Genomic DNA, 24,284 nt, shown 5'->3' on the forward strand with positions numbered 1-24,284 from the left:
GTAAAGCTCAGGCCCCGGCGCGTTGCAGCATCCCGAACAGGTCGCGCGGATCGTCCGGATCGGCCAGCAGATCGAGCTCGAGATAGTAGTCGGTGCCGCCGATATGGTCGCGGATATAGCGCAGGGCGCTGAAATCCTCGATGGCGAAACCGACGCTGTCGAAGAGCGTGATCTGCTGGGCGCTGGTGCGGCCCTGCGCCTCGCCATTCATTACGCGCCACAACTCCGTCACGGGGTGGTCGGCGGCCAGCTGCTGAATCTCGCCCTCGATGCGGGTCTGCTCGGGATATTCGACGAAGATCGACGAGCGCTCCAGCACTCCCGGTGCCAGTTCCGTCTTGCCCGGGCAGTCGCCGCCGATCGCGTTGATATGCACGCCGCTGCCGACCATGTTGTCGGTCAGGATCGTGGCATACTGCTTGTCTGCCGTACATGTCGTGATGATCTGGGCGCCTTCCATGGCCTCCTCGGCGCTTTCGCAGGCGACCACGCTCAGGCCCATGCCCTGCAGGTTCCGCGCGGCCTTCTCGGTGGCCGCCGGGTCGATGTCGTAAAGCCTTACGCTTTTCAGCCCGCAGATGGCCTTCATCGCCATGCTCTGGAATTCCGATTGCGCGCCCGCGCCGATCATCGCCATCGTATCGGCGCCTTTGGGCGCAAGGTAACGGGCGACAAGCGCCGAGGTCGCCGCCGTGCGAAGGGCCGTCAGTACGGTCATTTCCGACAAGAGCACCGGGTAGCCGTTGCTGACATCCGCGAGCAGGCCGAACGCCGTCACGGTCTGCAGACCTGCCTTGGTGTTCTTCGGGTGGCCGTTCACGTATTTGAACCCGTACACCTCGCCATCAGACGTCGGCATCAGCTCGATCACGCCCTCGGCCGAGTGGCTGGCCACGCGCGGTGTCTTGTCGAACAGCTCCCACCGTTTGAAATCGTCTTCGATATAATCGGCCAAGCCCGTCAGCATCTTTTCGATGCCGATATGGTGCACCAGCTTCATCATGTTCTCGACGCTGACGAACGGCACCAGCGCCTTGTCGGAGGGGGGCAGAGTGGTCATGAGGCAGCCCTTTCATAGGCGAAGGAATGTGTAGGGCGGTCGAAGACGCGGCGGCCAAGTGCCGAGGCCGTGAGGTCTACCATCACCTGCGCGGTCCGGCCGCGGTCGTCGAGGAAGGGGTTGAGCTCCACGAGGTCGAGCGAGGTCATGAGGCCGCTGTCGCAGATCATCTCCATCACGAGATGCGCTTCGCGGATCGTGGCGCCGCCGGGCACGGTGGTACCCACGGCAGGGGCGAAGGAGGGGTCGAGGAAGTCGACATCCAGTGACACGTGCAAAGCCCCGCCCGCCTTGGCCACGTCTTCCAGGAAGGCCGCCAGCGGCCGGGCGATGCCCGCCTCGTCTATGGCGCGCATGTCGGCATAGCGGATCCGGCTGGCCTGCAGGACTTCACGTTCCGCCGCATCGACCGAGCGGAGGCCGAGGATGCAGATATTCTCCTCCGGCACCGGGGCCTTCACCTCTGGAAAGCCGTGAAACCCGTCGCGGCCGGTAACATAGCCCAACGGCGTGCCGTGAAGGTTGCCCGAGGCGGTGGATTGGGGTGTGTGGTAGTCGCTATGCGCATCCAGCCAGAGGACGAATTGCGGCCGGTCGCGGCGTGCAGCATCCATCGCAACACCGGCGACGGAACCCAGCGACAGGCTGTGGTCGCCGCCAAGAAAGATCGGCAACCCTTCCTGCATCGCTGCTTCGGCAGCGCCGGCCAGCGCCTCTGTCCAGCCGATGGTTTCCGCCGGTTCATGCACATGGTTCGGCATCTCGCCCGGGGTGACGGCCGGACGCGGCCGCAGGTTGCCGGCGTCCTGGACATGGTGCCCGAGCCCTTCCAGCGCCTCCGTCAGCCCGGCCACGCGATAGGCATCCGGCCCCATCAGGCAGCCGCGCCGCTCCTTACCGCTATCGACCGGGGCGCCGATCAGGATACAGGTCTGCTCAGTCATCGTTTGCTCATTTGTCAGAAATGTCAGGTTGCGCGCAGAGTCTGTTCAAATCGGGTTGAAATGAACCCGCCATTTTGCACTATTCGAGTGGAGTTTGGCCAAAACGGAGGCTTCCGTTTGCGAAATGGATGAGGTTGATCAACGCCTGATTTCGGCGCTCAGGCACGATGCCCGGGCTTCGCTATCCGATCTCGCGCTGACGTTGGGGGTTTCGCGCACAACCGTGCGCGGCCGGATCGAACGATTGCGCCGGTCGGGCGATATCGTCGGCTTCACGGTGGTGCTGAAGGGCGATGCGGCGCGTGACCCCGTGCGGGGCCTGATGATGATCGGCATCGAGGGGCGCGGGACCGATCGTATCCTGCGCCAGTTGAACGGCCTGTCATCGGTTCGGGCCACCCATACGACGAACGGACGCTGGGATGTGATCGTCGAGATCGGCACGCCCACGCTGGAGGAGTTCGACGAGGTGCTCGCCCGCATTCGCCGCTTCGATGGCATCGCCCATTCCGAGACGAACCTGCTCTTGTCGACCCGGAAGTCGGCCAATTGAGGGCAGGGGGTGTCAGCCCCCGGCGGCCTCGACCAGCTTCTTCTGGAAATACGCAACGCCCTGCTCGTGCCGCGGCGAGAGCGGCCCGGCACGATAGCCGCCGCTTTCGTAGTTCTTCTGGGTCTCGATGCAGACTTCGAAATCCTCACGCACCACGGCAAGATTGTCGGCGATTGTCTTTTCGCGCGCCGCTTGCCCCTCGGGCGAGGTGTCCTCGAAGTAGAAATTGTAGATCAGCTCCGTCCGACGGTGATCGATCGGGTTGATCCGCGACGTGTTCATGCCGCCCGAAAACAGTGAAAGTGTCCAGTTCGGCCACATCCACAGCCATTTGCCGCGATAGAACAGCCCTTCGCGCGGCGGCGCAGTCATCCGGACCATGCCATCATGCGCCGTGGTCTCGAAGTGATCGAACTCGATGGCGCTGTGAAAGGCCGGGTGAATGCCCGGGATATGGTAACCTTCGACGAAATTGTCGGTGTATATCTTCCAGTTGGCGTCGAAGACCATCCGCTCTTCATGCATCCAGGTGAAGCTCTCCATCGGCTCGTCCTGAAGCTCGGGGATGATCGCGCCAAGCTGGGCCTTGAGCGGTTGCGACGGCGCAATCGCCACGAAGAGCAGCCCCCGCCAGATGTCGAACTCCACCGTGTCGAGGGCCCAGTCGGACTTCTCGAAATCCGGATCGTCGCCCCACCATGGCACGTTGAGAAGCGAGCCATCCTCGCCCCAGACCCACTGGTGATAGGGGCAGCGTATGGTGGCGCAACGACCATTTCCCTCGGGCAGAAGCCGGGCGCCCCTGTGGCGGCAGACATTGCGGAAAGCCCGAAGCCCGTCGCGGGTGCGGATCACGAAGACCTTCTGCCCGGCAATCTCGGCCGCGATGTAATCGCCCCGCTGAGCCAGCCTCGAGGCCGGCCCGAGCAACTGCCACGTGGACGAGAAGATGTGGCTGACATCCCCTGCATGGATTTCGGGGGATGTGTAATGAACAGGGTCGAGGTTGCGCACGGACTGGTCCCTTTGTTGACGGTCATCCGAACGCTAAGGCCGCGCCGAGTGAAAGGTCAAGCGCGCCGCGCGGCCATGGCCCAGATCACGGCAAGTGCCAAAGAAATAAGCATGTTCCAGCTTGCCATCGACAGGCTGAACAACTCCCACGGTACTTCGTCACAGCGTACCAGAGGGGCATTCATGATCTGATCGAAAAGCTCATCCGTCGACACATCCGCGGCCGAAGACGAGGTGCAGGTCGTCGGCCCTTGCCACCAACCGCGCTCGACGCCGGTATGATAGGCGCCGATCCCGGCAGAGGTCAGCGCGGCAAGGCCGCCCAAGACCGGCAGAAGCCGGCCCGGCAGGAACAGCGCCACAAGGCCGATGGCGATGGCAATGCCATGAGGCCAGCGTTGCCAGATGCACAGTTTGCAGGGCGCCAGACCACCCAGATGCTGAAACGCCAACGCGCCGAGCAGAAGTGCGGCCGAGCCGCCGGCAGCAAGGATTACAAGGGAGTTTCGTGTCACGATTGCCTCGAACGATAGGTGTTGGGAGAAGGCGATACGGGGGGCAGGGCCAGGCATTCTCTCATCTTGCAGCGCGCTTTCCGAGCTTTCGCATCACAGGCCGATCCATGTCTTGATCAGGCTGGCGAGGGACGCGCCGGCGAAAATCAGCGTGGCGATCCACGCGGTGCCAAGCAAGGCTCCAAGCAGAACAAGAACGCCATCGCGTTGCAACAGCCCCATTGCCACCACGACCACGGCAAAGCCCGGCACGGTATTGGTGGCGGGAAGGGGCACGAGGATCGAGGCGCTGAACAGCACCAGCGCCGCACCGACAATGTGATCGAGCGGCGTGCGGGTCAGAAAGCCAAGGCGCGGTTTGCTGATCGCCTCGATCCGGCGCAGCCACGGGCCCGCGCGCAGCGACAACCCGCGCAGCCCTTCTGTCGAGACATTGCGCGCGGCCAGTTTGGCCGGCAGCCAGGGCACCCGACGACCGATCAGGATCTGGACCGAGATGAACATCAGCGGCAGGGCCACGATCTGAGGCACGCCGTAAAGGAAGGGGATGCAACAGGGCAGGGCCAGGATCAGCAGAAAAAGACCGAAGGCACGTTCATGAAGCTGATCGAGGATCCAGCCGAGCGACACCTGATCGCCCTCGGCGCGGGCCACCAGTTGGTCAAGCCGGTCCGAGATCGCAAGATCTTCCGGGGTGATCGCAGTCATGCTTTGGGGTCCCTGGTCAACGTGTCGGGAAGTGTCGACGTGTCTCCGGTAGCAAATCACTTCGACCGATGCCAGCGCCAGTTATGCTATTGTCCTTGTCTGAACAGTTGAGTAGAAGCGCAAGGCGCGTGCCCAAGTGGCGGAATGGTAGACGCAGGGGATTCAAAATCCCCCGGTAGCAATACCGTGTCGGTTCGAGTCCGACCTTGGGCACCATACCTATATCCCAACCAATCACACACAGTACCAAATCGTCGCGACTATAGGGGTTATCCCCAACTTATCGCGACTGCGTGATTGCCAGCAACACGCATAATCGCGCATGGTTCCCCTCACGAATCCCTCATGCGTGAGTGAAATGGCTTCTATCATCAAACACAAGAAGGGCTGGCGGGCGCTGATCGACCGGCGCGGGATTCGCAAATCAAAGGTTTTCCCGTCTCGGCAGGAAGCGAAAGATTGGGCCTCGCGGGAAGAATACCGGATCCTGCACGGCGACAAGGTGGCGGCGGCGATGAAGCTTACCGACTTGCTGGACCGATACGCTAGGGAGGTATCGCCAGGAAAGCGCGGCCACCGCTGGGAGGTTGTCAGGCTTGAAATGTTCCAGCGCTTCGCGGTCGCGCGGGTGAGCCTCGGTGATCTGTCGGCGAAGGACTTCGCGGCTTGGCGTGACGCTCGCTTGCGCGAGGTGTCGCCGGGCACGGTGCGACGGGAAATGGTTCTCATGTCGTCTGTGCTGACGCAGGCTCGCAAAGAGTGGGGCCTGATTCCGGCCAACCCGATGCAGGACGTGCGCAAACCTTCTTCGCCACCAGCGCGGGACAGGCTGCCAACTGGCGGCGAAATCGAGAAGATGCGCCATGTGGCAGGCGATGACCTGACGCTACAAGTTGCCCGCGCCTTCCATGCCTTTCTGTTCGCCTGTGAGACGGGCATGAGGGCGGGTGAGATTGTCGGGATGGAGTGGGGCCGCGTAGACCTTGAGAGGCGCGTTGTGCGGCTTCCTGAGACGAAGAACGGCACCGCAAGGGATGTTCCCCTATCCGGCGAGGCTGTGCGGCTCCTGCGGGCGCTGCCAGAGCATGACCCTGTGTTCGGCCTGTCCAGCCAGCAACTCGATGTGCAGTGGCGGAAGGTGCGGGACAAATCGGGGGTTGAGGGGCTGACCTTCCACGATGCTCGACACGCGGCCATCACGAAGCTTTCCAAGAAGCTGGACGTTCTGGCGCTGGCGCGGGCTGTTGGCCATCGGGATATCAGGATGTTGCAGACCTACTACAATGAAAGCGCGGAGGATATAGCGCGGCGGCTGGACTAAACCCGGATTCGCCGCGCCTTGCCTTTCCCTTTCGTCTCGACGGAGCCTTCGTCAATCCAGCGGTAGAGCGTGGACGCGGAAACGTCGAAATGATTCTCGGCCTCTTTGACCGTCAGCCATTCCTTCGGCGGGTCCAGCTTGGCCCGGAGGTCGCGGATTTCCCGAGCGAGGGGCGCGACTGCCTCAGCCACGGCTTCACGAATTGCGGCGTCTATGGTCATCTCAACTCCTCATGTCGGGGGTGTAGGGGCGGGCGGTCATTGGTGGTCCGATCCGAATAGAGGCATTGCCGCAGCCTCGCGTTCCTTTGCCTTCTTCGTACGAGGCTGGTATCCATAGCGGACTAAGTAGTCTCGTCGTGCAGCCTGCCACGCTTTGCGAGGCCAACTACAACCACCCCAATGAGGGCGCGCGGCGTCGACCACCTTCATGCGCTCTTTCAGCGGCGTATCCTCGGGCAGGTCACGGGTTGCATCCGCGATGATCTTCGCGGCTTCTTCGCGCCAGGTCATCTACTCCCCCTCCGCTATCAGTGCCTTGAGGATTCTAATTTGCCGCTCTAGTATGCGGTCAATCTGTGGGACGGGGTCGACTTCTCCGTTATAGCCTATCCACAAGTTCCTAGTCTGACTTTCGGCGTCATCTAGCAGCTCTCTCAGTGCGTCTCTATCCATTGTCGTCTCCTTGGAGGGCGGGCAGAACGTTGCATATGTCGGCGAGCATCATGGACATATTGGCCACGTCGGCGCTGTATTCTGCGACCCCCTCCGCGTCTCCGTTTTTTGCCGCTTTTTGGAGTTTCGCGAGGTGATAGTATATCTCCAGCAACGCCGTTTTGACGTCCATCGCCAGCCATCCTGGGCGATCGCCCTTACCGGAATTCGCGTGAAGTTCTGCTTCCATCATAGACACGAACGGGATCAGAACATCGTCGTACTTCCCGCCCCATCTCAGCCGGGTCTCAATCGGCTGCCATGCGTCTCTATCCATTGTCGTCTCCCAAGGCGGCTTCAGCTATAGCTTCCATGCTTTCCATCGTGTGACGAACTTCGCTATCTTCGCCCCACGTCATTTCGGATGGCTTGTCGGCAATCTGCACCAGCGCCTCTTTCAGCCTGTCCCTCTCTGCCTCCGCCTTTAGCTGTGCTTCATATGCGTCTTGGGCTTGGCCTAGGGTGGTGAGGATTTGAAGCGCCTGCTCCCGGTTCTCTGCCTGTAGGGCTTCGATGCGACTGTCCGCGTCTTTTCGCTCGGCTTCCATTGCATTAGCATAGCCACGCTGCTCGGCCTCCGCTCTCACGGCGTCAAGGGCGGCTTGGGCGTCGGTGTCGATGAGGGCGAGGATGTCTTCCCGAGCAAGGCGGACCATGCCCTTCGCGGCTTTTTGGACGCGCATAGGCTCATACGTTTTACCGTCCGGCTTCATCACGTCGTAGTTTTTGATAACGTAGGTGCAAGCCTCCGCCGCCTCGTGCAGCTTCGCGGCGACGAGGGCTTTGCATTGATCCAATGCCTCTCGGTTCCCGTGACGGGCTTCCTCGTTGGCGGCGTGTTCGTGTTCGGTTAGGGTCATCGCGTCATCCTCTCAATCTTGTCTCTCGTGGCGTCGATCCAGTCCGTATCCAGACCGTACTTCTCAGCCCATGTTTCCTTCCCCCGATGGATGGCCAGCTTGGAGTTGTCGAACGTGCCTTGGTGGTGTCCATCACACAGGGGAATGGCCGTATTGTCCGGCGCCTTGGCAAAGCTGAACCTGCCGTGAATGGGGTGATGCGCCGTGGTTGGCGACATCTGCATTTCCCCGAACGCCTCGCAGATGCAGCAACCAAGCTCCCGGACCTTCGCCAGATACGCCGGGTCTTTCTTGGCCTTGGGGGGCTTGAAGTTGGCGGTCATGCGGCCTCCTCCGGTTCTGTCCATCTGACGTTGTGGCGGTCGCCGTACTCGGCTATGAACGTGATCAGATCCGCCATCTGTGACTTGCTCAGGCGAGACGACCGAAAACCAACCGGGAATGGCTCGCCGTTCAGACCCATCTCAAAGCGCGTCTCGTGGCCCAGAGCGTGCATGAACAACGCCTTCCAGGTTTCCGGCGTATGGGTGCGCCCCTCGGGCTTCGAGCGCGACACGTCCGACAGCATGGCCCACATGCGCGCGTTCTGATCCGTGGTGCGCTTGGCCTCTCGTATGTTCAGAACCGCCTCGGCCGGCGCGCGGTCTACAAGCTCCTTGGCAAACCGGCGCTGTGCTGGGCCGTGAAGTATGAGGGTCTGGCCGGTCATTGCGCCCTCGCCACAAACTTCGTATCGAACCCCCGGCGCATAGCCGCGTGGTGAATGCATACAGGCGCTACCCCGTATTTCTCCGCCATCTCTTCAACCGTGGTGCGCGAGTACCAAAGGCGCTTGAATTCCTCGCTGTCGTATTCTGCTCGGCGTGGTGCGGGCATTATCCTGCCTCCATTCTCTTCTTCATTGCGTCCTTCATGTCGCGGATTACCTCGTCTCTCTGATACTCCACTGAGAGGGCCTCCCAGACGGCTCTAAGCCCGTTCAGGTCTGGCGCGTCAGCAAGACGCATGAGGGCGTATGAGCGGCCTTCTGGGGTCATCAAAACGCTTCTTTCTCGGACCACACATTGACGCCATCGATCTTCCTGTCCTTGAAGTTCCGACGAACGTATTCCTCGATGAAGGCGGTGATGGCGTCACGGTCGTTTGCCGCAATGTCATGCAGCGCCGCCCGGTAGTCGGTAATCTCGTATTTCATTACCGTGCGAAGGCCCTTCACGGTGTCCTTGTTCGCGGCGCTCGCGGCCTTCTTGGCGTCGACGGCCTCTTGCTTGAGGCGCGCGGCTTCGGAGGATTCCTCGTAATTCGCGGCGTCGGCCTTTGCGGCGGCTTCTTCAGCGGCACGTTCCTTGGCGCGGGCTTCCTCGTAGGCCTTGCGCTTGGCGGCCTCCTTTTCCTCGGCCAGCTTGCGCTTGAAGGGATCGACCACGGCGGCGAGGCCCTTCAGGCGGCGCTCGATATCATCCTCGGTCGGCTTCCAGCGGGCGATTTCCGCTTTCCACGCATCGTGCAGCGGCGCGGTCGCGCTCTTCTTGGCCTTGGCCAGATCCGACTTTGCCGAACGGATATGCTTGATCAGCATGTCAACGGCGTGCATCTGGTCTTCGTTCTCAACGGGCGATCCGTCCAGCCAATTTTCTGCCTCGGTGATGGCGTCACCGTATGGGGCAAGTGCCTCGTCAATGGGATCGGGCGGCTGGTTGTGGCCAAGTTCTGCGGTTGCTGATTGGGGCATAATGGTTCCTCTCAATAGGGGATTTCGTCGCCGATCATCTCGCCGACACTCTCTTGCGGTCTTTCGAGTGCCGCTTTACGCTTGTCCTTCGCCTCGATAACGGCAGGCACGTGCTGGACGGGCTTCGGAAGTTCGGACCAGATGGCACGGAGCCGGTCGAGCGTGTCGGCGTTGCTGAGGCTGGTCGTTGCCGTCTCAATGTCATCCTTGGATGGGCCGTTGTGTTCCGACTTCGGATCTTCCTTCTCAGGCTCATCTTCGGCGGCGTGAAGGTCGCCCTTGTGCCAGAGGTCGAGGGCCGCACCGAAGCGCATGGCGGCGTTGCGCAATGCATCCCCGATGACTTCCTTGATGGCGTCCCCGCCGCGCTTCCCGTCCGGGTGGCCATACCCAAGGCGGGTTTGGTTGCAGACGGTAAGCTTGATCCACATCCCGCCATTGTCGTCCATGAGCGGCGTACCGGCTTCACTGAAAGCCATAGGCTCCCAATTCCAATTCGGATCACAATCAAGCAGCCGATCGGTCAGGGCGGCATGGCCCACGTAGTCAAGGTGAACCACTTGCGGATGATGCCATTGACCGCACTCCTTGCAGCGGATACCCTTCTTGAAGTCGGCCCGAACCTCGTCGGTTTGTCGCTTCGTAGGCTTCGGCAGTTTGGAGATCTGGTTGGCCGGGAAGGGCTCGCGGAGAAGGTCAAGACCTGTCGGCGCCTCAACCTTTTTCTCAGCCTTGATCTTCGACTGTGCAGTCATCTCAACCTCCGTGAAACAGTGACAGTGTGCAGGCCATGACCATAGCCACAGGAAGGCCTATGATCGTGGCGTAGACGTACCCGTGGCGCTTGGCCTGCTTGCGGGGCATGTGCTTCCAGGTGGTGGTGCTGTGGTGGGTCATTGGGCTACCCTTTCGATGTGGTCGGAGTGCATCCAGCGGATCCAGTTCTTGTCATCGCCGCGAACGTCGGTCAGGCTTTCCCACTCAATAAGGAGTGTTCCATGCCCGTGCTCTTGAGTGAATTTCGGAACCTCTCGCACCATTCCGAAGCGAGGCTTGGACAGCTTCTCGGCCCAATGGGTGCCGTCGTACAGATGCGCTAGTTCGGGCTTATTTCTCACTCTGTCGCCAGCCATCCAGTCCATCACTGCACCTCCACCGGATCGGGATGCACGGTTGCGGCGTCCCAGACCTCTGTAAAATGCACGGCCAGCGTTCCGAACAGCAGCACCACGAAGGCGATTTGCAAGGCGGTGGCGGCGCGGTTGGACCACCGTTCCGCACGGCTCAGGCCGTCATCAATCCAGTCGTAATGCTCCGGTTCAGGTGCATCGCAGAGCGTTGGAAAGGCCATCCTGGCGCGCGAGCCGGGGCGGGGGGTTGAGGATGAAAAACCCCGGCCCGCGCTGTCCCCGTTCCGTGAGTGGTCGGGGAGGTCTGTGTAAAAGCCGCAGCCTTCGTCCGTTGGGTAGGTCATGCCGAGCCCCCTTCGGCCCAAGCGTGGGCTTTGTCATCGCCAGCCATTTCATGCATTTCCTGCTGACGATCTGCCTCTGCTCTGGTACAGTTTTCGCAGAGATATGAGCCCTGAAACTCGGTAAGGTCGTCGCTGCTGTCGCCACATTCTGAGCAGGTGTCGTCGTCAACCTCGACAAGCTTCAGGCCGAGGAGGTCAGCTATTCGTTCGAGATTTTTGCGCATATCCTTGCGAAGGTGATCAGCGCCAACATCACTGCACTCAAGCCAATATGCAGCATTGGCGTTTTGGCTCATTGAGGAGGCGTGATATGCCACGCTGCACAGTTCAATATTGCTCGGTTTCATCTCAGAATCCCTCATTCGCTCAAAACTTCAGACCACGGGTTCGTGGCGTTGCGGCTGGAAACCTCGTGCTGTGCTTGCTCGCGGATTTCCTCGACGGTGCCGGTCAAGACGATGCTGTCTTCGGTGCCGTCCGGCCATGTGAAGTGAATGCGTGCAGTCATCTCATATCCTTTCTAAAAAGCCCGGCGGGGCGAAGGGGGTCTGGGGATGGCCCCGCCGGGAAGTTGCGGCAGATACCGCAGGGAGAAATCAGTAGGCCTCCGCCAGCCACTCCGGCATTTCGTGGTATCCGGGGCGGCAGCGAATGCGGGCGGCAATGCGAAGGTTGGCGTCGTCGGTCACGTCCGACATGCTGCCGGCCATCTTCCCAACCGGGGGCTGTACGAGGAACACGACGGCGTCTTCGTACCTCTCCATGTGCTCTGAATACGCATCGCAGGCGTCGTCAAAGCTGTGCAGCGGATCGCTTGTGGCAAGGCCGCAGGGCTCGCCAAGGTCAGCGGCCACTTGGTAGTATGTCGGGGGAAGGTTCATGCCGCTTTCTCCGCCGGATAGATGCGTGTGGCGGTCAGCCGGTTCGAAAGCTTCTCGCAGTCGTGAATGTCCGGAACGTACCCGTATTCGTCCACGACCCGCTCAGCGATGGCATGGGCGCCCCACTTGCTGCGGTGCTTGATGTCGACAACGCGATCCTCGCCGATCTTCAGCGTGACGCGGTAGTACTTGCCGAACCATGTGTCTGATTGCTTCTCTTGGTGGGTCATCGTGTCCTCCGGGGTTAGGCGGCGAGGTGCGGGTTCATCGACATGAAGAGCGATTGCGCCATACCCACACCCGTGGCGTGGAGGCAGATGCGGAAGTACTCCTCGTCAGTGAAGTCGGAATACTGCGACCGGCCCCCGCCCATATCGACCAGTTTCATGCGGTCGCTGTTGTAGCGGTTGAAGACCTCGCCGCGTTCACGGTCCCACCAGATATCATTGCTTTCATCGAGGTTGTCGGCCTCGCCTGCGATGACACGATCAACGCAGTGGAAAGTGACTGTACGGAAATGGCTTATCATGCGTTCCTCCATCGTTACCCGGTTAAGACTTCGTTAACCGGCCCTGAGTAGTCAGGGTATGGGAGGATACTATCGTGTGAAACATCACACCGTCAAGGCGAAATGTGAGAAAAATCACATTTGGCGCGCGTTCACAAATGTTCTACCGTGTGGGTACGGGAGGGCTGTATGAGAGATTTAACACATTTTCAGGAAGTCGCGGGTCTATTAGCCTTTAGGCGGAGTGCCGGGGAAACAGGTTCAATGCGGACAGAAGCTTTTCTTGCTCATCTTCGCTGTATTGAGAAAGAAATTCTGCAAGATCGGCCCGAACGCGCTCCCGAGGACCGATACCCATCATCTCGCCAGGATCCCTATTGAGCGCTTTCGCCAGCTTGAACACTGTTGATAGCTTGGGGCTTTTCACGCGCCCCTCACGCATATCTGTGACGGCGCGGCGATTAACGCCCGCCGCTTTAGACAGTCCGGCATCCGTCCAGTAGTCGCTCGCATCAACTGCGGCAATCAGGTTGCGGATAAAAGTTTCGCTCTCTGTCTCTTTCATAGTGGGAAACATACCGCACCCATCAACTGGGCGCGAATGTGAAATTTCCCGTTGCATGGTGTGATAAATCACACTAATATTCCCCTATGAGCATCACCGAACACCTGAAGTCTGAGATCGAGGCGACCGCCGCAAGTCTCGACATTGCCCCCAGCACGGTAGGCGAGCGCGCCGGACAGGGTGGCCAGTTTTATAAGCGCCTCTGTGATGGCAAGCGCGTTTGGCCGGAAACTGCGGAAGCGGTTCTTGCCCGCCTCGCGGACATGAAGGCCAAGGCCGGAGACGCCGCATGACGGCGGCAGCACCCACACATGGGGACGGTATAGGGCGCTGCCACCCGGAGAGGTCTCTGCTTTCTCCATGCCAGAAACATGCGCCCGACAGAAAGGTTTCGCCATGAGTAACAACCCACTTATCCCCCATGAACTTGCGGTAACGCGGCTCCAAGACGCTCTGCGCCTTCGCGTAGGGCGCGGCAAGCGGTACAGCGTGCAAGGGCTGGCAGATGCCGCCCGCATCAAGCCCCGCACCATCGAAAGCTATCTGTCCGGTGACGCAACGCCGGGGCTGAATGGCTTTATCAGCCTCTGCGCAGTTCTCGGGCCTGCTTTCACCTCTGACGTGCTTGCCGAAGCTGGACTAGTCGCCCGGTCCGCCGATGCAGACGAGCCGGAGCACATGCGCGCCATCAGCCTCATGTCGGAAGGCACTCGCATGATAGCTGACGCGTTAGCGGATGGCTATGTGGACCATCAGGAGCGGGCGAAGATCAAACCCCACGCTGACCGCATCATTGCCATCATGGAGCCTCTGGCACGGACCGGCGAGACCACCATCCCCCACCTCGGGGAGGTGAAGGCGAGATGACCCTCCTCCGCAACTACCGCCTCCGCCGCGCCTATCGCGCCATAGAAGCCGCCGAGAGGGCCTACACCGCCGCCTGCTCCCGCCGGGACACCCGCGCCATGCACGTGGCCCGAGCCACGCTCTACGCCGCCCGCCACAACGCTCTCAGGCTGGAGGTGATGTGAATGGCTGAGACTGTCACACTCCACCTCGGCGATTGCCTCGATGTCCTCCGCGCAATGCCGGGTAACTCCGTCGAGTCCGTCGTGACCGATCCGCCCTACGGTCTCTCCTTCATGGGCAAGGCGTGGGACGGAAGCGTGCCGGGCGCCGAGATGTGGGCGGAGGTTCTGCGCGTCTTGAAGCCTGGCGGTCACCTTCTCGCCTTCGCTGGAACCAGAACGCAGCACCGCATGGCGTGCGCCATCGAGGATGCCGGTTTCGAGATCCGTGACATGATCGGCTGGGCCTATGGATCCGGCTTCCCGAAGTCGCATGACGTGGGCAAAAAGCTTGACGAGTGGCAGGGTTGGGGTACGGCTCTTAAGCCTGCATGGGAGCCGATCACGGTTGCCCGCAAGCCGCTGGAAGGGACGGTCGTAAAGAACGTGCTGGCCCACGGCACCGGTGCCCTGAACATCGACGGGTGTCGGATTGATGCGTTGGACAACACCACTAAGGCATGGCGCGGCGCTGGGGGTCGGCGCCGGGATGAGTATCGCACCGGCACCAGTGGCGCCTCCGTCCCGACCGATCTCGGCCGCTGGCCAGCGAACATCATCCATGACGGCAGCGACGAGGTTCTCGCCGCATTTCCGGACGCGAAGGGTCAGGCGGGCGCCGTTGGGCCACAACACGGCGATCGGACAAGCGTCAACTGCTATGGCGACTATGGCCCGCGTCCCCACACGCCGCCTCGGGTCGAGATAGAGAAAAGCGCCGCCCGGTTCTTCTACTGCGCTAAGGCGAGCAAGGCTGATCGAGATCATGGACTCGACCACCTAGAAGAACAGCAATTCGTCCAGTGGCAGACCGGGAACGGCGCCAGCGGTAAGCCGTCCAGCATGTCAGAGGGGCGGGATACACGCCGCAAGAACACGCACCCCACGGTCAAGCCAACAGACCTCATGCGTTATCTCTGCCGTCTCGTGACGCCGCCCGGCGGTGTGGTTCTGGACCCGTTCATGGGAAGCGGCTCAACCGGTCGCGGCGCGGTTTTGGAGGGCTTCCGGTTCATCGGCATCGAGATGGACGAGCAATACGTCGAGATCGCTCGCGCCCGTATTGAAGCCGCACGCGATGAGGCTGCAGCCGCATCTCAGCAATCCGATTTGTTCGAGGGCACCGCATGACCACACCCCTCCACAAGAAGCTCATCCCCTACCTAGAAACAATCGCCCGCACGCAATCCATCGCGGAAGCGCAGCGGGAAGCCATGAAGGCGCGGGAACTGATCTGCCGGGAAACCGGCGAGTAACCACAGGAGATACCCATGCTCGACATTATCGAACGCAGCCCGTCAGTCGGAAGCCTTCGTTGCGACCCTATGACCACAGACGAGATCGACGCACACCCTGATCGCGACCGCATCTGGGCGACCATTTCGGCAATGTCCGGCCACATCGAGAGTGAGCGTCACGAGGGATACGAGGAAGGTGCAGCGGAAGTCAAGGATGCCGTCGAGGAGGAAACGGACCGCTGCGAAGAAGAACTGGATCGCTGGATTGAGAAGTTGGCTGATGATGCGGAGGGCATGACCAAAGAATGGCTGGTCGACCAGCTCATAACGGCGAGCGCCAAGGAAATCCTGTCATGAGATTCCAGGTTGAAGCCCCACAAATCCGCGCCGCCGTCGAAGCCGCATCGATACCGCTTCGCCGGGGACATGTACCCATCCTCGATTGTCTGCACGTGATCGCTGACGGCGGGCGCCTGCGCTTCATCGGCACCAACATGGACGTAGAGGCGCAGGCGACGTGCGAAGCCTCTGTTTCTGATGAAGGTAGCTGCAACGTCAACGCTGCCGATCTGGCGCGCGTGGTTAAGTCGTCCAGCGGTGTGATCTCCGCCCATGTCGATGATATATACCTCCGACTGGAATCCGCCGGATCGAACGTCGCCCTGCCGGCCCTCGATCAGGAATTTCCCCGCCTCAAGAAGCCCGAGGATCACGAGGAGATCGAAGACGCTGAGCGCGCCTTTCGCGGACTGACACCCTTCATGCTCAAGGATGAACACAACGCCATGGGCGGCGTCTGTCTGGATGAGGGTAACGCCGTCGCCACCACCGGAAAGAGGTTGGCCCGGTTCGGCATCACGGGCGGCAAGGGTCAGGTAATCCCCGGCGCAGCTATCCCCGCCATCTGCAAGGCCATGAAGCCCGGCGCGCGTCTGTTCGTGGGCGAACGGACATGGCGCGTGGAAGCGGAGAATATGGCGCTTGCGGGTAAGCTGGTGGAGGCCAAGTTCCCGCCGTGGCGGCGTATCGTGATCGAGCGCAGCCCCATCTGCTCGTTCGATGCGGATGAAATGCTGGTGGCAATCGACCGGGCGACCATCGGGCAAGCGCGCGACTTGTTCGTTCAGGTAGCAGGCGGAACCGCCACGCTGACGGGGGAGAAGTGGCCGGCTCAGCATATCGACGCGAAGGCGACGATACGGTGCGATGATGGCGATATCGACTTCGTATGTCTGACCTCCGACCTGATCGAGTGCATCAAGCCATTTTCGGGGTCCGTGGTTGATATCTCCGCCACGCCAAATGCCTATCGGTTTTCGGCCAGTGAAAGGCCAGACGACTTTACGATGATGGGGGCGGTCACAGACCACCGCAACAGGCTTCCGCAAGCGACGGAGGCCACAGCATGACCCCCACCAGATCCCGTAGCTCTGCCGGGCAAAGCAGAGTCTCACCAACCATGAAAGGCCGTGACGCCAGCAGAGGCGGTAAAGGTCCGGTTGGAGAGTCCCTCCTCCCTACTACCCCGGCCCTCGTGGTCGGGGGCTTTTCGGCGATGGTGGCATGATCGGAATGACTGTCTGCTCTGGCATTGGCGCTCCTGAACTTTCCGCGCCGTGGATCGACTGGAAATACCAGTCGGAGACAGAGCCTTTCCCGGCAGCGGTTCTCGCCCATCGCTTTCCGGACGCCATCAACCTGGGCGACATGACAAAATTCGAGGAGTGGCCCGATGCAAATGTCGATGTTCTCTGCGGAGGAACACCGTGCCAGTCGTTCTCCGTCGCGGGACTTCGCAAGGGACTTGATGACCCGCGCGGAAACCTCATGCTCACCTATCTTGCCATCGCTCGACGCTATCAGCCCAAGTGGCTGGTTTGGGAGAACGTCCCCGGCGTCCTGTCAAGCAACGGAGGACGGGATTTTGGTGCCCTTCTCCGGGGCTTGGGGGAACTCGGGTATGGGTTCGCCTACCGAGTGCTTGACGCTCAGTACGTGCGAACATGCGGCTTCGAGCTCGCTGTCCCGCAGAGACGCCGTCGTGTGTTCGTTGTCGGATATCTTGGAGACTGGCGACGTGCCGCAGCGGTACTTTTTGACGGCGAAAGCCTGTCGGGGAATCCTCCGCCGCGCCGAGAAGAGGGGGAAAGACCTGCCCCCACAATTAGCGCGCGCACTAAAGGCGGTGGCGGACTTGGAACCGACTTCGATTGCGACGGAGGGCTGATCCCGCAGGTTTCTCCAGCAATGAAGGCACGTGACGCCAAGGGGCCTAGTAGCGATGGCGATGGCGATGGCTTGCCACTCGTTCCGGTCGCCATCCAAGAGCGCGCCGTAAGCGAGAACCCAGAGAACGGCCCGCAAGGTTCCGGTGTACGTCAGGACGGCAGCGCCTATACGCTGGAGGCGCGCAACAAGGTGCAGGCCGTAGCCTTCGACACCACCCAGATCACCAGCCCCGGCAATTACAGCCAGCCCAAGCCAGGTGATGCGTGTCACCCGCTCGCAGCCGGGGCGCATCCGCCTGCCATCGCCCGACCGTGGGCAGTGCGCCGTTTGACGCCCACAGAATGCCACCGCCTTCAGGGATTCCCCGACGACTGGTGCCGCATCCCTTGGCGCGGGAAGCCCGCAGACCAATGCCCGGACGGGCCGCAGTACAAGTGCCTCGGCAATAGCTGGGCGATCAATTGCGGGGAGTGGATTTTCGACAGGATCAAGATGGTGGAGGCCGCTGCATGAACCGCGTCGATAGGGAATCCCCGATACAGATCCAGATCGTTGAGTACCTACGGTCTGTCCTTCCCGCAGGGTGCATGGTCCATCACTGCAAGAACGAAATCAACAAGCGCGGCAAGGGTATCGCGATTGAGCTCGCCAAAGCCAAACGCAAGGGCGCCATCACCGGGTTCCCTGACTTGCTGGTGCTGAACTACGCCAACGTAGGCCCGTGTTTTTTCGAGGTCAAGGCAGAGGGCAACTACGCCACCGATACCCAGAAGGAAGTCCACGAGCAGCTTAGGGCACTCGGATATCGGGTGGCTGTCGTGCGGTCTGTCGAGGACGTGCGGGAGAGCCTGCGGAAGTGGGCCGTTGGAACGCGCGAGATAACGAGCAATTGGCGGTCTGTCGGAGAGATTGCCGCCGAAATGGTCAAGGGGCAAAAAGATGAGTGAACAGTGGCTCGACAGCAAGGAAATAAAGAAAGCCTTGGTCGAGGACGGCTGGCGCTCACCGGACACCTATGACAACTTCTACTGTACCGCGCCGTTATCGCCAGCCGTTTATTTGTTCTTGCTGCACGACGTGGAGAAAGAGTTCTACAGTAAGGCTCTTGTTGCCTACGTCGGCATGTCTGTTCAACTGGCATGCAGGTGGCATGGCCACGAGATTCTGAACGAAATCAGCGTGCCAGGATACTGGCCGATGCGATGGTTTAAGCCCACGCCCGAGCGCAAGCTTCGACAAGTCGAGCGGAAGTATATCCAGAAATTTGACCCAGCATGGAACGTCATCGGGCGCACGCGCGGGGTGGCATTGCAATGAGTATACGCGCCATGAAGTGGGCATACGGGCTTTTTGAGGTGTTAGATATCCCACCAGCGGAGCGTTCGGTGTTGCTGGCAATCTGCTGGTGGCACAAAGAGAAATCCGACGAGTGCGCGCCTGCGCAAGCCGAACTAGCTAAGATGACTGGATACCGTCGCCAGAGAGTGAATGAAGCGATTTCCAGCCTTGAAGGGTACGGCCTCATAAAGAGGGAGAAAACCAAAAGGTGCGGGCAATACACCTCATGCAGCTACCGACTTTTTGGCTCGATGAAGCGCCCAGCCATGTCCGGACGGGGGGACACGGCCATGTCCAAAAAAAAGGACACGGCGCCCATGTCCGGACGGGGGGACACTATAAGGGGGAATATAAAAGGGGACTGCGACGAAAGTTTTAACGTTTTGGAATTTCCTGGCCAAGAAATGTTGAAAGCTGGTGGCCGCAATGTTTGACCTTTTCGCCAAACCCGAGCCCCGCACCCCTCGCAAGCACCAGCGTCAGTCTATCGACCGGCTTCGTCAATCTCTGGCTAGGGGATGTTCCCGTCCTTGCCTCCAGCTTCCGACAGGCGCGGGAAAAACCTTCGTCGCCTCGATGATCGTCAACGGGGCGCTGGCAAAGGGCAACCGGGTGGTGTTCACCGTTCCCGCCTTGAGCCTCATCAACCAGACGGTCGAGGCATTCGAGGCGGAGGGCGTTACGCAGATCGGGGTAATCCAAGCTGACCATCCCCGCACCGATTGGACCGCGCCAGTTCAAGTCGCGTCGGTTCAAACTCTTGCCCGGAGGGACCGTCCGGATTGCGAGGTGGTGGTGGTCGATGAGTGCCATATCGGTAGCAAGGTCATCTCCGAGTGGATGGCGGAATGCCCGGATGTCCCGTTCATCGGCCTGTCAGCTACGCCTTGGCGTCAGGGCATGTCCTCGGAATACGACGACCTGATCATCGGCGCCACGATGCAGGAGCTGATTGATGCGGGATTTCTATCTTCGTTCCGGGTTTTTGCCCCCGCGCACCCCGACCTTTCCGGCGTCAAGACGACCGCTGGCGACTTCAACCAGGGTCAACTTGGGGAGGTCATGGGCGAGGGCCAGATGGTGGCCGATGTGGTCAGCACGTGGCTTGAGAAGGGCGAGGCGAGGCCGACGCTTTGCTTCGCCGTGGACCGGGCGCACGCCAAGAAGCTGCAAGCCGATTTCGAGCGGTCTGGAGTGCCCACGGGCTACGTTGACGCCTACACCGACGAGGTAGAGCGGGCACTAGTGGCCCGGCGTTTCGAGCGTGGGGAAATCAAGGTTGTCTGCAATGTCGGTTGCCTGACCACGGGTGTTGATTGGGATGTGCGTTGTATCATTCTGGCGCGGCCAACCAAATCCGAAATGCTTTACGTCCAGATGATTGGTCGGGGCCTTCGGACAGCAGATGGCAAGAACGACTGCTTAGCATCTGGGACGCAAATTTTAACACAACGTGGGCCAGTACCGATTGAGAAAGTTTTGCTTTCTGATAAGCTATGGGACGGACAACAATGGGTCAGTCACCAAGGTGTAATCAGCAAGGGAAAGCGACATGTCATCACGTACCAAGGGCTCACAGGGACGCCCGATCACAAAGTCTGGACGGAGAAAGGGTGGCGCACCCTTGGGGAATGTGAACGCGAGAAAATCGCCATCATCCAGACCGGACTTGGTGGGCGTGAAATTCGGCTCCGTCCGGGTGATCTCCCCGGAACTGGAGTGGAGGGGCAAGCCTGGGGCGCGCCGGATATTTGTTCAAACCCGTTGCGATGGGTGTGGAGCAGAGCGGTCAATCTCTCTAGGAAATTTGGAGCGTGGGCGCACGAAAGGCTGTCGATCCTGCAATCAGCCTGTGCGTTTCCCAAAGTGGCTCTATCGGCGGATGCAGGCTGCGGAGCAGCGTTGCTGCAATCCGAGCAACGGTCGTTTTGCGGACTATGGGGGCAGAGGCGTTACTTTCGATTTTTCTTCTCCGGCGGAAGCGGCGCTTTGGGTTCAGTCGAACCTTGGTTTGCCGGAAAGCCCGAAAGCAGTGGAGATCGACAGAATCGACAACGACAAGGGCTATGCGCCGGGGAATCTTCGTTGGTCCACAGCGCGGCACAACAAGCTCAATCAGCGATCACAGTTGACGGCAAACATGCATCGCTTTCGAAGCGAGTATCCGGAAGTCAAGTATGCGGACGCTACGTTGAAGCGGATGATTGGGTTGGGAATGACCGATCAGCAGATATTAGAGCAGTGGGCAAAGCCTTCGGCGAAACCGAAAGGGAAGTATGGGACATTCTCAACGCCGGACCCCGAAATTGTTTCACTGCTGAAGGACTCCTAGTCCACAACTGCCTCATCCTCGACCATGCCGACAACACGCTTCGGCTCGGGTTCGTAACGGATATTCACCACACCCGGTTGAAGGGCGGCAAGTGCGAGGAGAGAGCCGCACGGGAGAGGCAGGAGCCTTTGCCGAAGGAGTGCGCGGCCTGCGGGTACGTGAAGCCCGCCAAGGTTGCCAAGTGCCCATCCTGTGGGTTCAAGCCGGAACGTCAAACCGATGTGGAAATGGGTGATGGTGAGCTGATCGAGGTCAGGGGCGCCAAGCACCAGCCGACAAAGCAGGAAAAGCAAGACTTCTGGTCCGGCCTTTTGTGGATCGCCAAAGAGCGTGGCCGAAAGAAGGGTTGGGCTTCACACGCCTACAAGGAGAAATTCAAGGTTTGGCCGCGAGGCCTGGACGACAACCCGCAACGCCCGTCTCAACAGGTCAAGAATTGGGTGAAGGCGAAAGACATTCGTTTCGCCAAAAGCAAGCAACGTCAGGAGGTGCGGCGTGCGGCAACGTGATGACATTAGGGATTATGTCACGGGCAAGTGGCGCGGCATTCTGGCGAGTCTTGGCGTGCCGGATAGCGCTCTGAAAGACCAGCACGGGCCATGCCCGATGTGCGGCGGGCGTGATCGGTTCCGGTTCGACAACAAGGAAGGTCGGGGAACGTATTTCTGCAACCAGTGCGGCTCTGGAGACGGCTGGAACCTCCTGATGAATTTCCGCGGCTGGAATTTTGCCGAGGCGGCTGACGAGGTAAGGGCTGTATGCGGCAGGGTAAACCCCGAGCCCATACGCCAGGAGGCTAGCGACGAGCAGAAGCGCGAGCGACTGCGGGAATTGTGGAAAGCCAGCGTCCCCGTACAGAGGGGGGATGTTGTCGATCGGTATTTCCAATCCCGTGGGATTGATGAGCTGTCCTACCCTGAAAGCCTGCGGTTCTGCCCGAGTTGTTGGTATGCAGGGGACAAGCACTATCCCGCATTGATCGGCGTTGTGTCAGACGCTGACGGCAAGCCAGTGACGCTCCACAGGACATGGCTTGCGCCGGATGGGAGTGGGAAAGCGCCCGAGGATGAAGTGCGCCGCATCATGCCGGGCAAGATCCCGGACGGTGCCGCAATCAGGCTTGGTGAGGCGGGTTACGCTCTTGGAATAGCCGAGGGCATAGAAACCGCGCTGTCTGCCATGCAGATGTATGAATTGCCTGTGTGGGCGGTAATCAACTCAACGATGATGGAGAAGTGGGAGCCGCCTGCATCTGTCGAGGAACTGACCATCTTCGCCGACAATGACGCGAAATTCGGAGGTCAGAAGGCGGCTTATGCGCTGGCGCACAGGCTGTCCGTGAAGGGCCTATCGGTGGCGGTGAAGGTGCCCGGCGATGTTGGCACAGATTTTAACGACATGCTCAAGCTTAAAGAAAGGCTGGTGGCCTAATGCGACAGACACGAAACAGAACCCCACACGCCCAAGAGCGCGCTTCTTTGGAGGATCGGTCAAAGATCCTAGCCGCAATCGCCAAGGCAAACCACACTCTCGGCCCGACCCATATCAACGCCATCGGTCGCCGCTTGAAGATGTGCCACACCCGCGTCAGTAGGGCCATGACCCATCTGCACCATGCCGAGATGGTCTTCCATGACCCGAACCCGGAAGACAGCAACTGGCATTTGACCGAAAAGGGCTGGGCTGCCGTTGGCCAGACCCCGCCGATATGGAAGCGGGAGGTAGCGTCATGACCCCCGACCAGCGCGACCAGATGACACGTAAAAACGACAGCAAAACATAGCACCACAGGCAAAGAGAGGGCAGGATATGATGGAATACCGCATAGGCCAAATCGTCCCATTCGAGCAGAGCAGGGGCGTCACGGGCGGGAGGCTGGCAAGGCCCCGATGGCATGCGTTGACAGTTCGATCGGGGAAGGAGCGCGCTACCTGCGAGCACCTCAAGCAGAAGGGCGTTCATGCCTGCTTCCCAGAGAGGGAAAAGTCATGGGTGATCCGCGGCAAGCGCCATCAGCGGAAGTATCCCGTCATTGCAGGGATCGTCTACGCCAAATTCAAGCATGAGCCGAATTGGGATATCCTTAAAGCACGCAACCTGATCACGGGCGTTTTCAGTTATGGCGTCACGCCGATTGCTTTGCCGGATGCAATCGTTCGCGCCGTTATGGGGCTGCCCAGCCGGGAAGAGGAGTTGGCACAGGCACGGGCGGATCTTCTCAGGGTTCGTGTCGGGGATAGGGCGGAGGTTGCGTCAGGCCCGCTGGCGGGCGCCGTTGTCGATGTTCGCAAGGTGGAAAAGGGCAGGGTGTGGTTTGAAACCCTCACCGGAATAAAAGGCGAGACATCCCTGCCTAGACTGGTGCGGAAAGATGTTGATTGATCCGATGGCATGCGGTAGGGTCTTCGCAACCCGGCGGGCACATAACCGCCGAAGGGGAAGGCCCATCGCTCGAACCGAGTTGAGAGCCGATGTTGGGTCGGGCGCCCGAAAGGCCAAATTCGCGCTGAAGGCAAGAGCCAAAAAATTGCGCGAAGTCGTAGGGATTATTACGAGAAAAGCAATGCGGGAAGGTGTTCCATCACCATTCCCGCATCTATCCACCTATGAACATGTGAGGTTCAAAGATGGCTGGGAAAACTCTAGCAGGACAATGGATGTCTGAAAATGGCATCAAGTGGAAAAAACACGGGCGTTGGCCAAAAACCAGAGATCCCAACAATCCGAGCAGCAAAACAAAGCGGTGTAGGCGCGGAAAGATACTTGGCGAAAGGGTGAAGTGCCCAATTCGAGTATTTGTAGAAGAAAACAGACATGCTGCACGCGTGGAGTGTATATTCGTACCAGCCGCGCAAAGAGATGTTCCCGCCCAGATGCCTTTCTGTGGCAGGAGTATCAGTGCAGCAAGATACATGCTGCTTTTGACGAGAGGGGCGCCTAAGTCGGACGGAATGGTAACCCGCCACCTTTGCGGCAATGGGCATCTTTCGTGTGTGAACCCCAGTCACCTCGTTTGGGGCACGACCGGCGACAATATATCAGACGCCAACAAGCACCGGAAAGCCGGTGATGACGCTCAGGATCGTATTAACGCGATCGACTGACGACAGCAGGTTCAGCGGATAAGCTTGCGGGACAAGTCCGGGGCCCTCCAAGCCTTCGTGAGCAGGGTTCGATTCCCTCTATCCGCTCCACAATACCCGTTGCACCCCTCTCCCTCGCAGGACAAGCC

38 protein-coding genes and 2 tRNA genes are annotated in these 24,284 nt (G+C 60.2%); 19 read left to right on the forward strand and 21 right to left on the reverse strand.

Going from position 1 to position 24,284, the window contains the following annotated elements; all coding sequences use genetic code 11:
- Positions 1-7: 7 nt before the first annotated feature.
- Both RIdsm_RS12360 and rocF read right to left on the reverse strand, forming a co-directional pair.
- On the reverse strand, positions 8-1,060 hold the full coding sequence (locus tag RIdsm_RS12360) for an ornithine cyclodeaminase (protein WP_057816660.1): 1,053 nt from the start codon (positions 1,058-1,060) through the stop codon (positions 8-10).
- Entirely contained in the window at positions 1,057-2,004 is a 948-nt protein-coding gene (gene rocF, locus RIdsm_RS12365; RefSeq protein ID WP_057816661.1) for an arginase, read from the reverse strand. Before rocF ends, RIdsm_RS12360 begins: the two co-directional genes overlap by 4 nt.
- A gap of 124 nt (positions 2,005-2,128) precedes the next feature.
- Here rocF and RIdsm_RS12370 point away from each other — a divergent pair, with 124 nt between their 5' ends.
- A complete protein-coding gene (locus RIdsm_RS12370; RefSeq protein ID WP_057816662.1) occupies positions 2,129-2,557 on the forward strand; it encodes an Lrp/AsnC family transcriptional regulator in 429 nt (142 codons plus the stop codon).
- A 12-nt stretch (positions 2,558-2,569) separates the two neighbouring features.
- On the opposite strand, the gene RIdsm_RS12375 is transcribed toward RIdsm_RS12370, so the two are convergent.
- From RIdsm_RS12375 to RIdsm_RS12385, 3 genes are all read right to left on the reverse strand, one after another.
- Positions 2,570-3,571 (reverse strand): aromatic ring-hydroxylating oxygenase subunit alpha, encoded by a 1,002-nt coding sequence (locus RIdsm_RS12375; RefSeq protein WP_057816663.1) that lies wholly within the window; start codon positions 3,569-3,571, stop codon positions 2,570-2,572.
- Positions 3,572-3,627: 56 nt separating this feature from the next.
- The gene (locus RIdsm_RS12380; protein ID WP_057816739.1) at positions 3,628-4,086 is read right to left on the reverse strand and encodes a disulfide bond formation protein B; all 459 of its coding nucleotides are present in this window, start codon (positions 4,084-4,086) and stop codon (positions 3,628-3,630) included.
- 93 nt (positions 4,087-4,179) lie between these two features.
- Positions 4,180-4,794, reverse strand: a complete 615-nt coding sequence (locus tag RIdsm_RS12385) for an exopolysaccharide biosynthesis protein (protein WP_057816664.1) — start codon at positions 4,792-4,794, stop codon at positions 4,180-4,182.
- A 130-nt stretch (positions 4,795-4,924) separates the two neighbouring features.
- Here RIdsm_RS12385 and RIdsm_RS12390 point away from each other — a divergent pair.
- Both RIdsm_RS12390 and RIdsm_RS12395 read left to right on the forward strand, forming a co-directional pair.
- Positions 4,925-5,010 (forward strand) — tRNA-Leu (locus RIdsm_RS12390).
- Positions 5,011-5,152: 142 nt separating this feature from the next.
- Positions 5,153-6,115, forward strand: a complete 963-nt coding sequence (locus tag RIdsm_RS12395; RefSeq protein ID WP_057816665.1) for a tyrosine-type recombinase/integrase — start codon at positions 5,153-5,155, stop codon at positions 6,113-6,115.
- On the opposite strand, the gene RIdsm_RS12400 is transcribed toward RIdsm_RS12395, so the two are convergent.
- The 16 genes from RIdsm_RS12400 to RIdsm_RS12470 form a co-directional block, all read right to left on the reverse strand.
- The gene (locus RIdsm_RS12400; protein ID WP_057816666.1) at positions 6,112-6,336 is read right to left on the reverse strand and encodes a helix-turn-helix domain-containing protein; all 225 of its coding nucleotides are present in this window, start codon (positions 6,334-6,336) and stop codon (positions 6,112-6,114) included. The genes RIdsm_RS12395 and RIdsm_RS12400 overlap by 4 nt on opposite strands.
- A gap of 36 nt (positions 6,337-6,372) precedes the next feature.
- Complete coding sequence (locus RIdsm_RS12405) at positions 6,373-6,627, reverse strand: hypothetical protein (protein ID WP_057816667.1); 255 nt, start codon at positions 6,625-6,627, stop codon at positions 6,373-6,375.
- A 154-nt stretch (positions 6,628-6,781) separates the two neighbouring features.
- The gene (locus tag RIdsm_RS12410; protein WP_057816668.1) at positions 6,782-7,105 is read right to left on the reverse strand and encodes a hypothetical protein; all 324 of its coding nucleotides are present in this window, start codon (positions 7,103-7,105) and stop codon (positions 6,782-6,784) included.
- Positions 7,098-7,688, reverse strand: a complete 591-nt coding sequence (locus RIdsm_RS12415; RefSeq protein ID WP_057816669.1) for a hypothetical protein — start codon at positions 7,686-7,688, stop codon at positions 7,098-7,100. The genes RIdsm_RS12410 and RIdsm_RS12415 overlap by 8 nt, the downstream gene beginning before the upstream one ends.
- Positions 7,685-8,011: a DUF968 domain-containing protein gene (locus RIdsm_RS12420; RefSeq protein ID WP_057816670.1), complete on the reverse strand. Its 327-nt coding sequence runs from the start codon at positions 8,009-8,011 to the stop codon at positions 7,685-7,687. The genes RIdsm_RS12415 and RIdsm_RS12420 overlap by 4 nt, the downstream gene beginning before the upstream one ends.
- Positions 8,008-8,397, reverse strand: coding sequence for a recombination protein NinB (locus RIdsm_RS12425; protein ID WP_057816671.1), 390 nt, complete (start codon positions 8,395-8,397; stop codon positions 8,008-8,010). Before RIdsm_RS12425 ends, RIdsm_RS12420 begins: the two co-directional genes overlap by 4 nt.
- Positions 8,398-8,724: 327 nt before the next feature.
- Positions 8,725-9,420 (reverse strand): hypothetical protein, encoded by a 696-nt coding sequence (locus RIdsm_RS12430; RefSeq protein ID WP_057816672.1) that lies wholly within the window; start codon positions 9,418-9,420, stop codon positions 8,725-8,727.
- An 11-nt stretch (positions 9,421-9,431) separates the two neighbouring features.
- Entirely contained in the window at positions 9,432-10,175 is a 744-nt protein-coding gene (locus RIdsm_RS12435) for a hypothetical protein (RefSeq protein ID WP_057816673.1), read from the reverse strand.
- A 138-nt stretch (positions 10,176-10,313) separates the two neighbouring features.
- Positions 10,314-10,562, reverse strand: a complete 249-nt coding sequence (locus RIdsm_RS12440) for a hypothetical protein (protein WP_057816674.1) — start codon at positions 10,560-10,562, stop codon at positions 10,314-10,316.
- Entirely contained in the window at positions 10,562-10,894 is a 333-nt protein-coding gene (locus RIdsm_RS12445) for a hypothetical protein (RefSeq protein ID WP_143100352.1), read from the reverse strand. The genes RIdsm_RS12440 and RIdsm_RS12445 overlap by 1 nt, the downstream gene beginning before the upstream one ends.
- Complete coding sequence (locus RIdsm_RS12450) at positions 10,891-11,241, reverse strand: hypothetical protein (protein ID WP_143100351.1); 351 nt, start codon at positions 11,239-11,241, stop codon at positions 10,891-10,893. The genes RIdsm_RS12445 and RIdsm_RS12450 overlap by 4 nt, the downstream gene beginning before the upstream one ends.
- Before the next feature lie 11 nt (positions 11,242-11,252).
- Positions 11,253-11,402, reverse strand: a complete 150-nt coding sequence (locus RIdsm_RS30115; protein WP_160325848.1) for a hypothetical protein — start codon at positions 11,400-11,402, stop codon at positions 11,253-11,255.
- Positions 11,403-11,490: 88 nt separating this feature from the next.
- Entirely contained in the window at positions 11,491-11,775 is a 285-nt protein-coding gene (locus tag RIdsm_RS12455; RefSeq protein WP_057816677.1) for a hypothetical protein, read from the reverse strand.
- On the reverse strand, positions 11,772-12,005 hold the full coding sequence (locus RIdsm_RS12460; protein ID WP_057816678.1) for a hypothetical protein: 234 nt from the start codon (positions 12,003-12,005) through the stop codon (positions 11,772-11,774). Before RIdsm_RS12460 ends, RIdsm_RS12455 begins: the two co-directional genes overlap by 4 nt.
- A gap of 14 nt (positions 12,006-12,019) precedes the next feature.
- On the reverse strand, positions 12,020-12,304 hold the full coding sequence (locus RIdsm_RS12465) for a hypothetical protein (RefSeq protein WP_057816679.1): 285 nt from the start codon (positions 12,302-12,304) through the stop codon (positions 12,020-12,022).
- A 214-nt stretch (positions 12,305-12,518) separates the two neighbouring features.
- Entirely contained in the window at positions 12,519-12,920 is a 402-nt protein-coding gene (locus tag RIdsm_RS12470) for a helix-turn-helix domain-containing protein (RefSeq protein WP_143100350.1), read from the reverse strand.
- Between the two features lie 14 nt (positions 12,921-12,934).
- On the opposite strand from RIdsm_RS12470, the gene RIdsm_RS12475 reads away from it, so the two are divergent.
- The 16 genes from RIdsm_RS12475 to RIdsm_RS12535 all read left to right on the forward strand — a co-directional run bounded on the left by RIdsm_RS12475 (position 12,935) and on the right by RIdsm_RS12535 (position 24,246).
- Complete coding sequence (locus tag RIdsm_RS12475; protein WP_057816681.1) at positions 12,935-13,141, forward strand: hypothetical protein; 207 nt, start codon at positions 12,935-12,937, stop codon at positions 13,139-13,141.
- A gap of 103 nt (positions 13,142-13,244) precedes the next feature.
- Positions 13,245-13,715, forward strand: a complete 471-nt coding sequence (locus tag RIdsm_RS12480) for a hypothetical protein (RefSeq protein ID WP_143100349.1) — start codon at positions 13,245-13,247, stop codon at positions 13,713-13,715.
- Positions 13,712-13,879, forward strand: coding sequence for a hypothetical protein (locus RIdsm_RS30120; RefSeq protein WP_160325851.1), 168 nt, complete (start codon positions 13,712-13,714; stop codon positions 13,877-13,879). Before RIdsm_RS12480 ends, RIdsm_RS30120 begins: the two co-directional genes overlap by 4 nt.
- A complete protein-coding gene (locus tag RIdsm_RS12485; RefSeq protein ID WP_057816683.1) occupies positions 13,880-15,046 on the forward strand; it encodes a DNA-methyltransferase in 1,167 nt (388 codons plus the stop codon). It abuts the gene before it with no gap.
- Positions 15,043-15,171 (forward strand): hypothetical protein, encoded by a 129-nt coding sequence (locus RIdsm_RS30715; RefSeq protein ID WP_268874589.1) that lies wholly within the window; start codon positions 15,043-15,045, stop codon positions 15,169-15,171. The genes RIdsm_RS12485 and RIdsm_RS30715 overlap by 4 nt, the downstream gene beginning before the upstream one ends.
- A 15-nt stretch (positions 15,172-15,186) precedes the next feature.
- Positions 15,187-15,510 (forward strand): hypothetical protein, encoded by a 324-nt coding sequence (locus RIdsm_RS12490; RefSeq protein WP_143100348.1) that lies wholly within the window; start codon positions 15,187-15,189, stop codon positions 15,508-15,510.
- Positions 15,507-16,562 carry a DNA polymerase III subunit beta gene (locus RIdsm_RS12495; RefSeq protein ID WP_057816685.1) on the forward strand — a complete coding sequence of 352 codons (1,056 nt, stop codon included), beginning with the start codon at positions 15,507-15,509 and terminating at the stop codon, positions 16,560-16,562. Before RIdsm_RS12490 ends, RIdsm_RS12495 begins: the two co-directional genes overlap by 4 nt.
- A 154-nt stretch (positions 16,563-16,716) precedes the next feature.
- On the forward strand, positions 16,717-17,895 hold the full coding sequence (locus RIdsm_RS12500) for a DNA cytosine methyltransferase (RefSeq protein WP_082647401.1): 1,179 nt from the start codon (positions 16,717-16,719) through the stop codon (positions 17,893-17,895).
- Positions 17,892-18,329, forward strand: coding sequence for a VRR-NUC domain-containing protein (locus RIdsm_RS12505; RefSeq protein ID WP_057816687.1), 438 nt, complete (start codon positions 17,892-17,894; stop codon positions 18,327-18,329). Before RIdsm_RS12500 ends, RIdsm_RS12505 begins: the two co-directional genes overlap by 4 nt.
- Positions 18,322-18,699, forward strand: a complete 378-nt coding sequence (locus RIdsm_RS12510) for a hypothetical protein (RefSeq protein ID WP_057816688.1) — start codon at positions 18,322-18,324, stop codon at positions 18,697-18,699. Before RIdsm_RS12505 ends, RIdsm_RS12510 begins: the two co-directional genes overlap by 8 nt.
- Complete coding sequence (locus RIdsm_RS12515; RefSeq protein WP_057816689.1) at positions 18,696-19,154, forward strand: helix-turn-helix domain-containing protein; 459 nt, start codon at positions 18,696-18,698, stop codon at positions 19,152-19,154. The genes RIdsm_RS12510 and RIdsm_RS12515 overlap by 4 nt, the downstream gene beginning before the upstream one ends.
- Entirely contained in the window at positions 19,147-21,561 is a 2,415-nt protein-coding gene (locus tag RIdsm_RS12520; RefSeq protein WP_074939773.1) for a DEAD/DEAH box helicase family protein, read from the forward strand. Before RIdsm_RS12515 ends, RIdsm_RS12520 begins: the two co-directional genes overlap by 8 nt.
- Entirely contained in the window at positions 21,548-22,483 is a 936-nt protein-coding gene (locus RIdsm_RS12525) for a DUF7146 domain-containing protein (RefSeq protein WP_074939770.1), read from the forward strand. Before RIdsm_RS12520 ends, RIdsm_RS12525 begins: the two co-directional genes overlap by 14 nt.
- 167 nt (positions 22,484-22,650) lie before the next feature.
- Positions 22,651-22,785: a hypothetical protein gene (locus RIdsm_RS30720; protein WP_276509279.1), complete on the forward strand. Its 135-nt coding sequence runs from the start codon at positions 22,651-22,653 to the stop codon at positions 22,783-22,785.
- A 76-nt stretch (positions 22,786-22,861) separates the two neighbouring features.
- Complete coding sequence (nusG, locus tag RIdsm_RS12530; RefSeq protein ID WP_057816692.1) at positions 22,862-23,434, forward strand: transcription termination/antitermination protein NusG; 573 nt, start codon at positions 22,862-22,864, stop codon at positions 23,432-23,434.
- Positions 23,435-24,170: 736 nt separating this feature from the next.
- Positions 24,171-24,246 (forward strand) — tRNA-Gly (locus RIdsm_RS12535).
- The last annotated feature ends 38 nt before the right edge of the window (positions 24,247-24,284 follow it).

Source organism: Roseovarius indicus (assembly GCF_008728195.1).
Taxonomy (GTDB): domain Bacteria; phylum Pseudomonadota; class Alphaproteobacteria; order Rhodobacterales; family Rhodobacteraceae; genus Roseovarius; species Roseovarius indicus.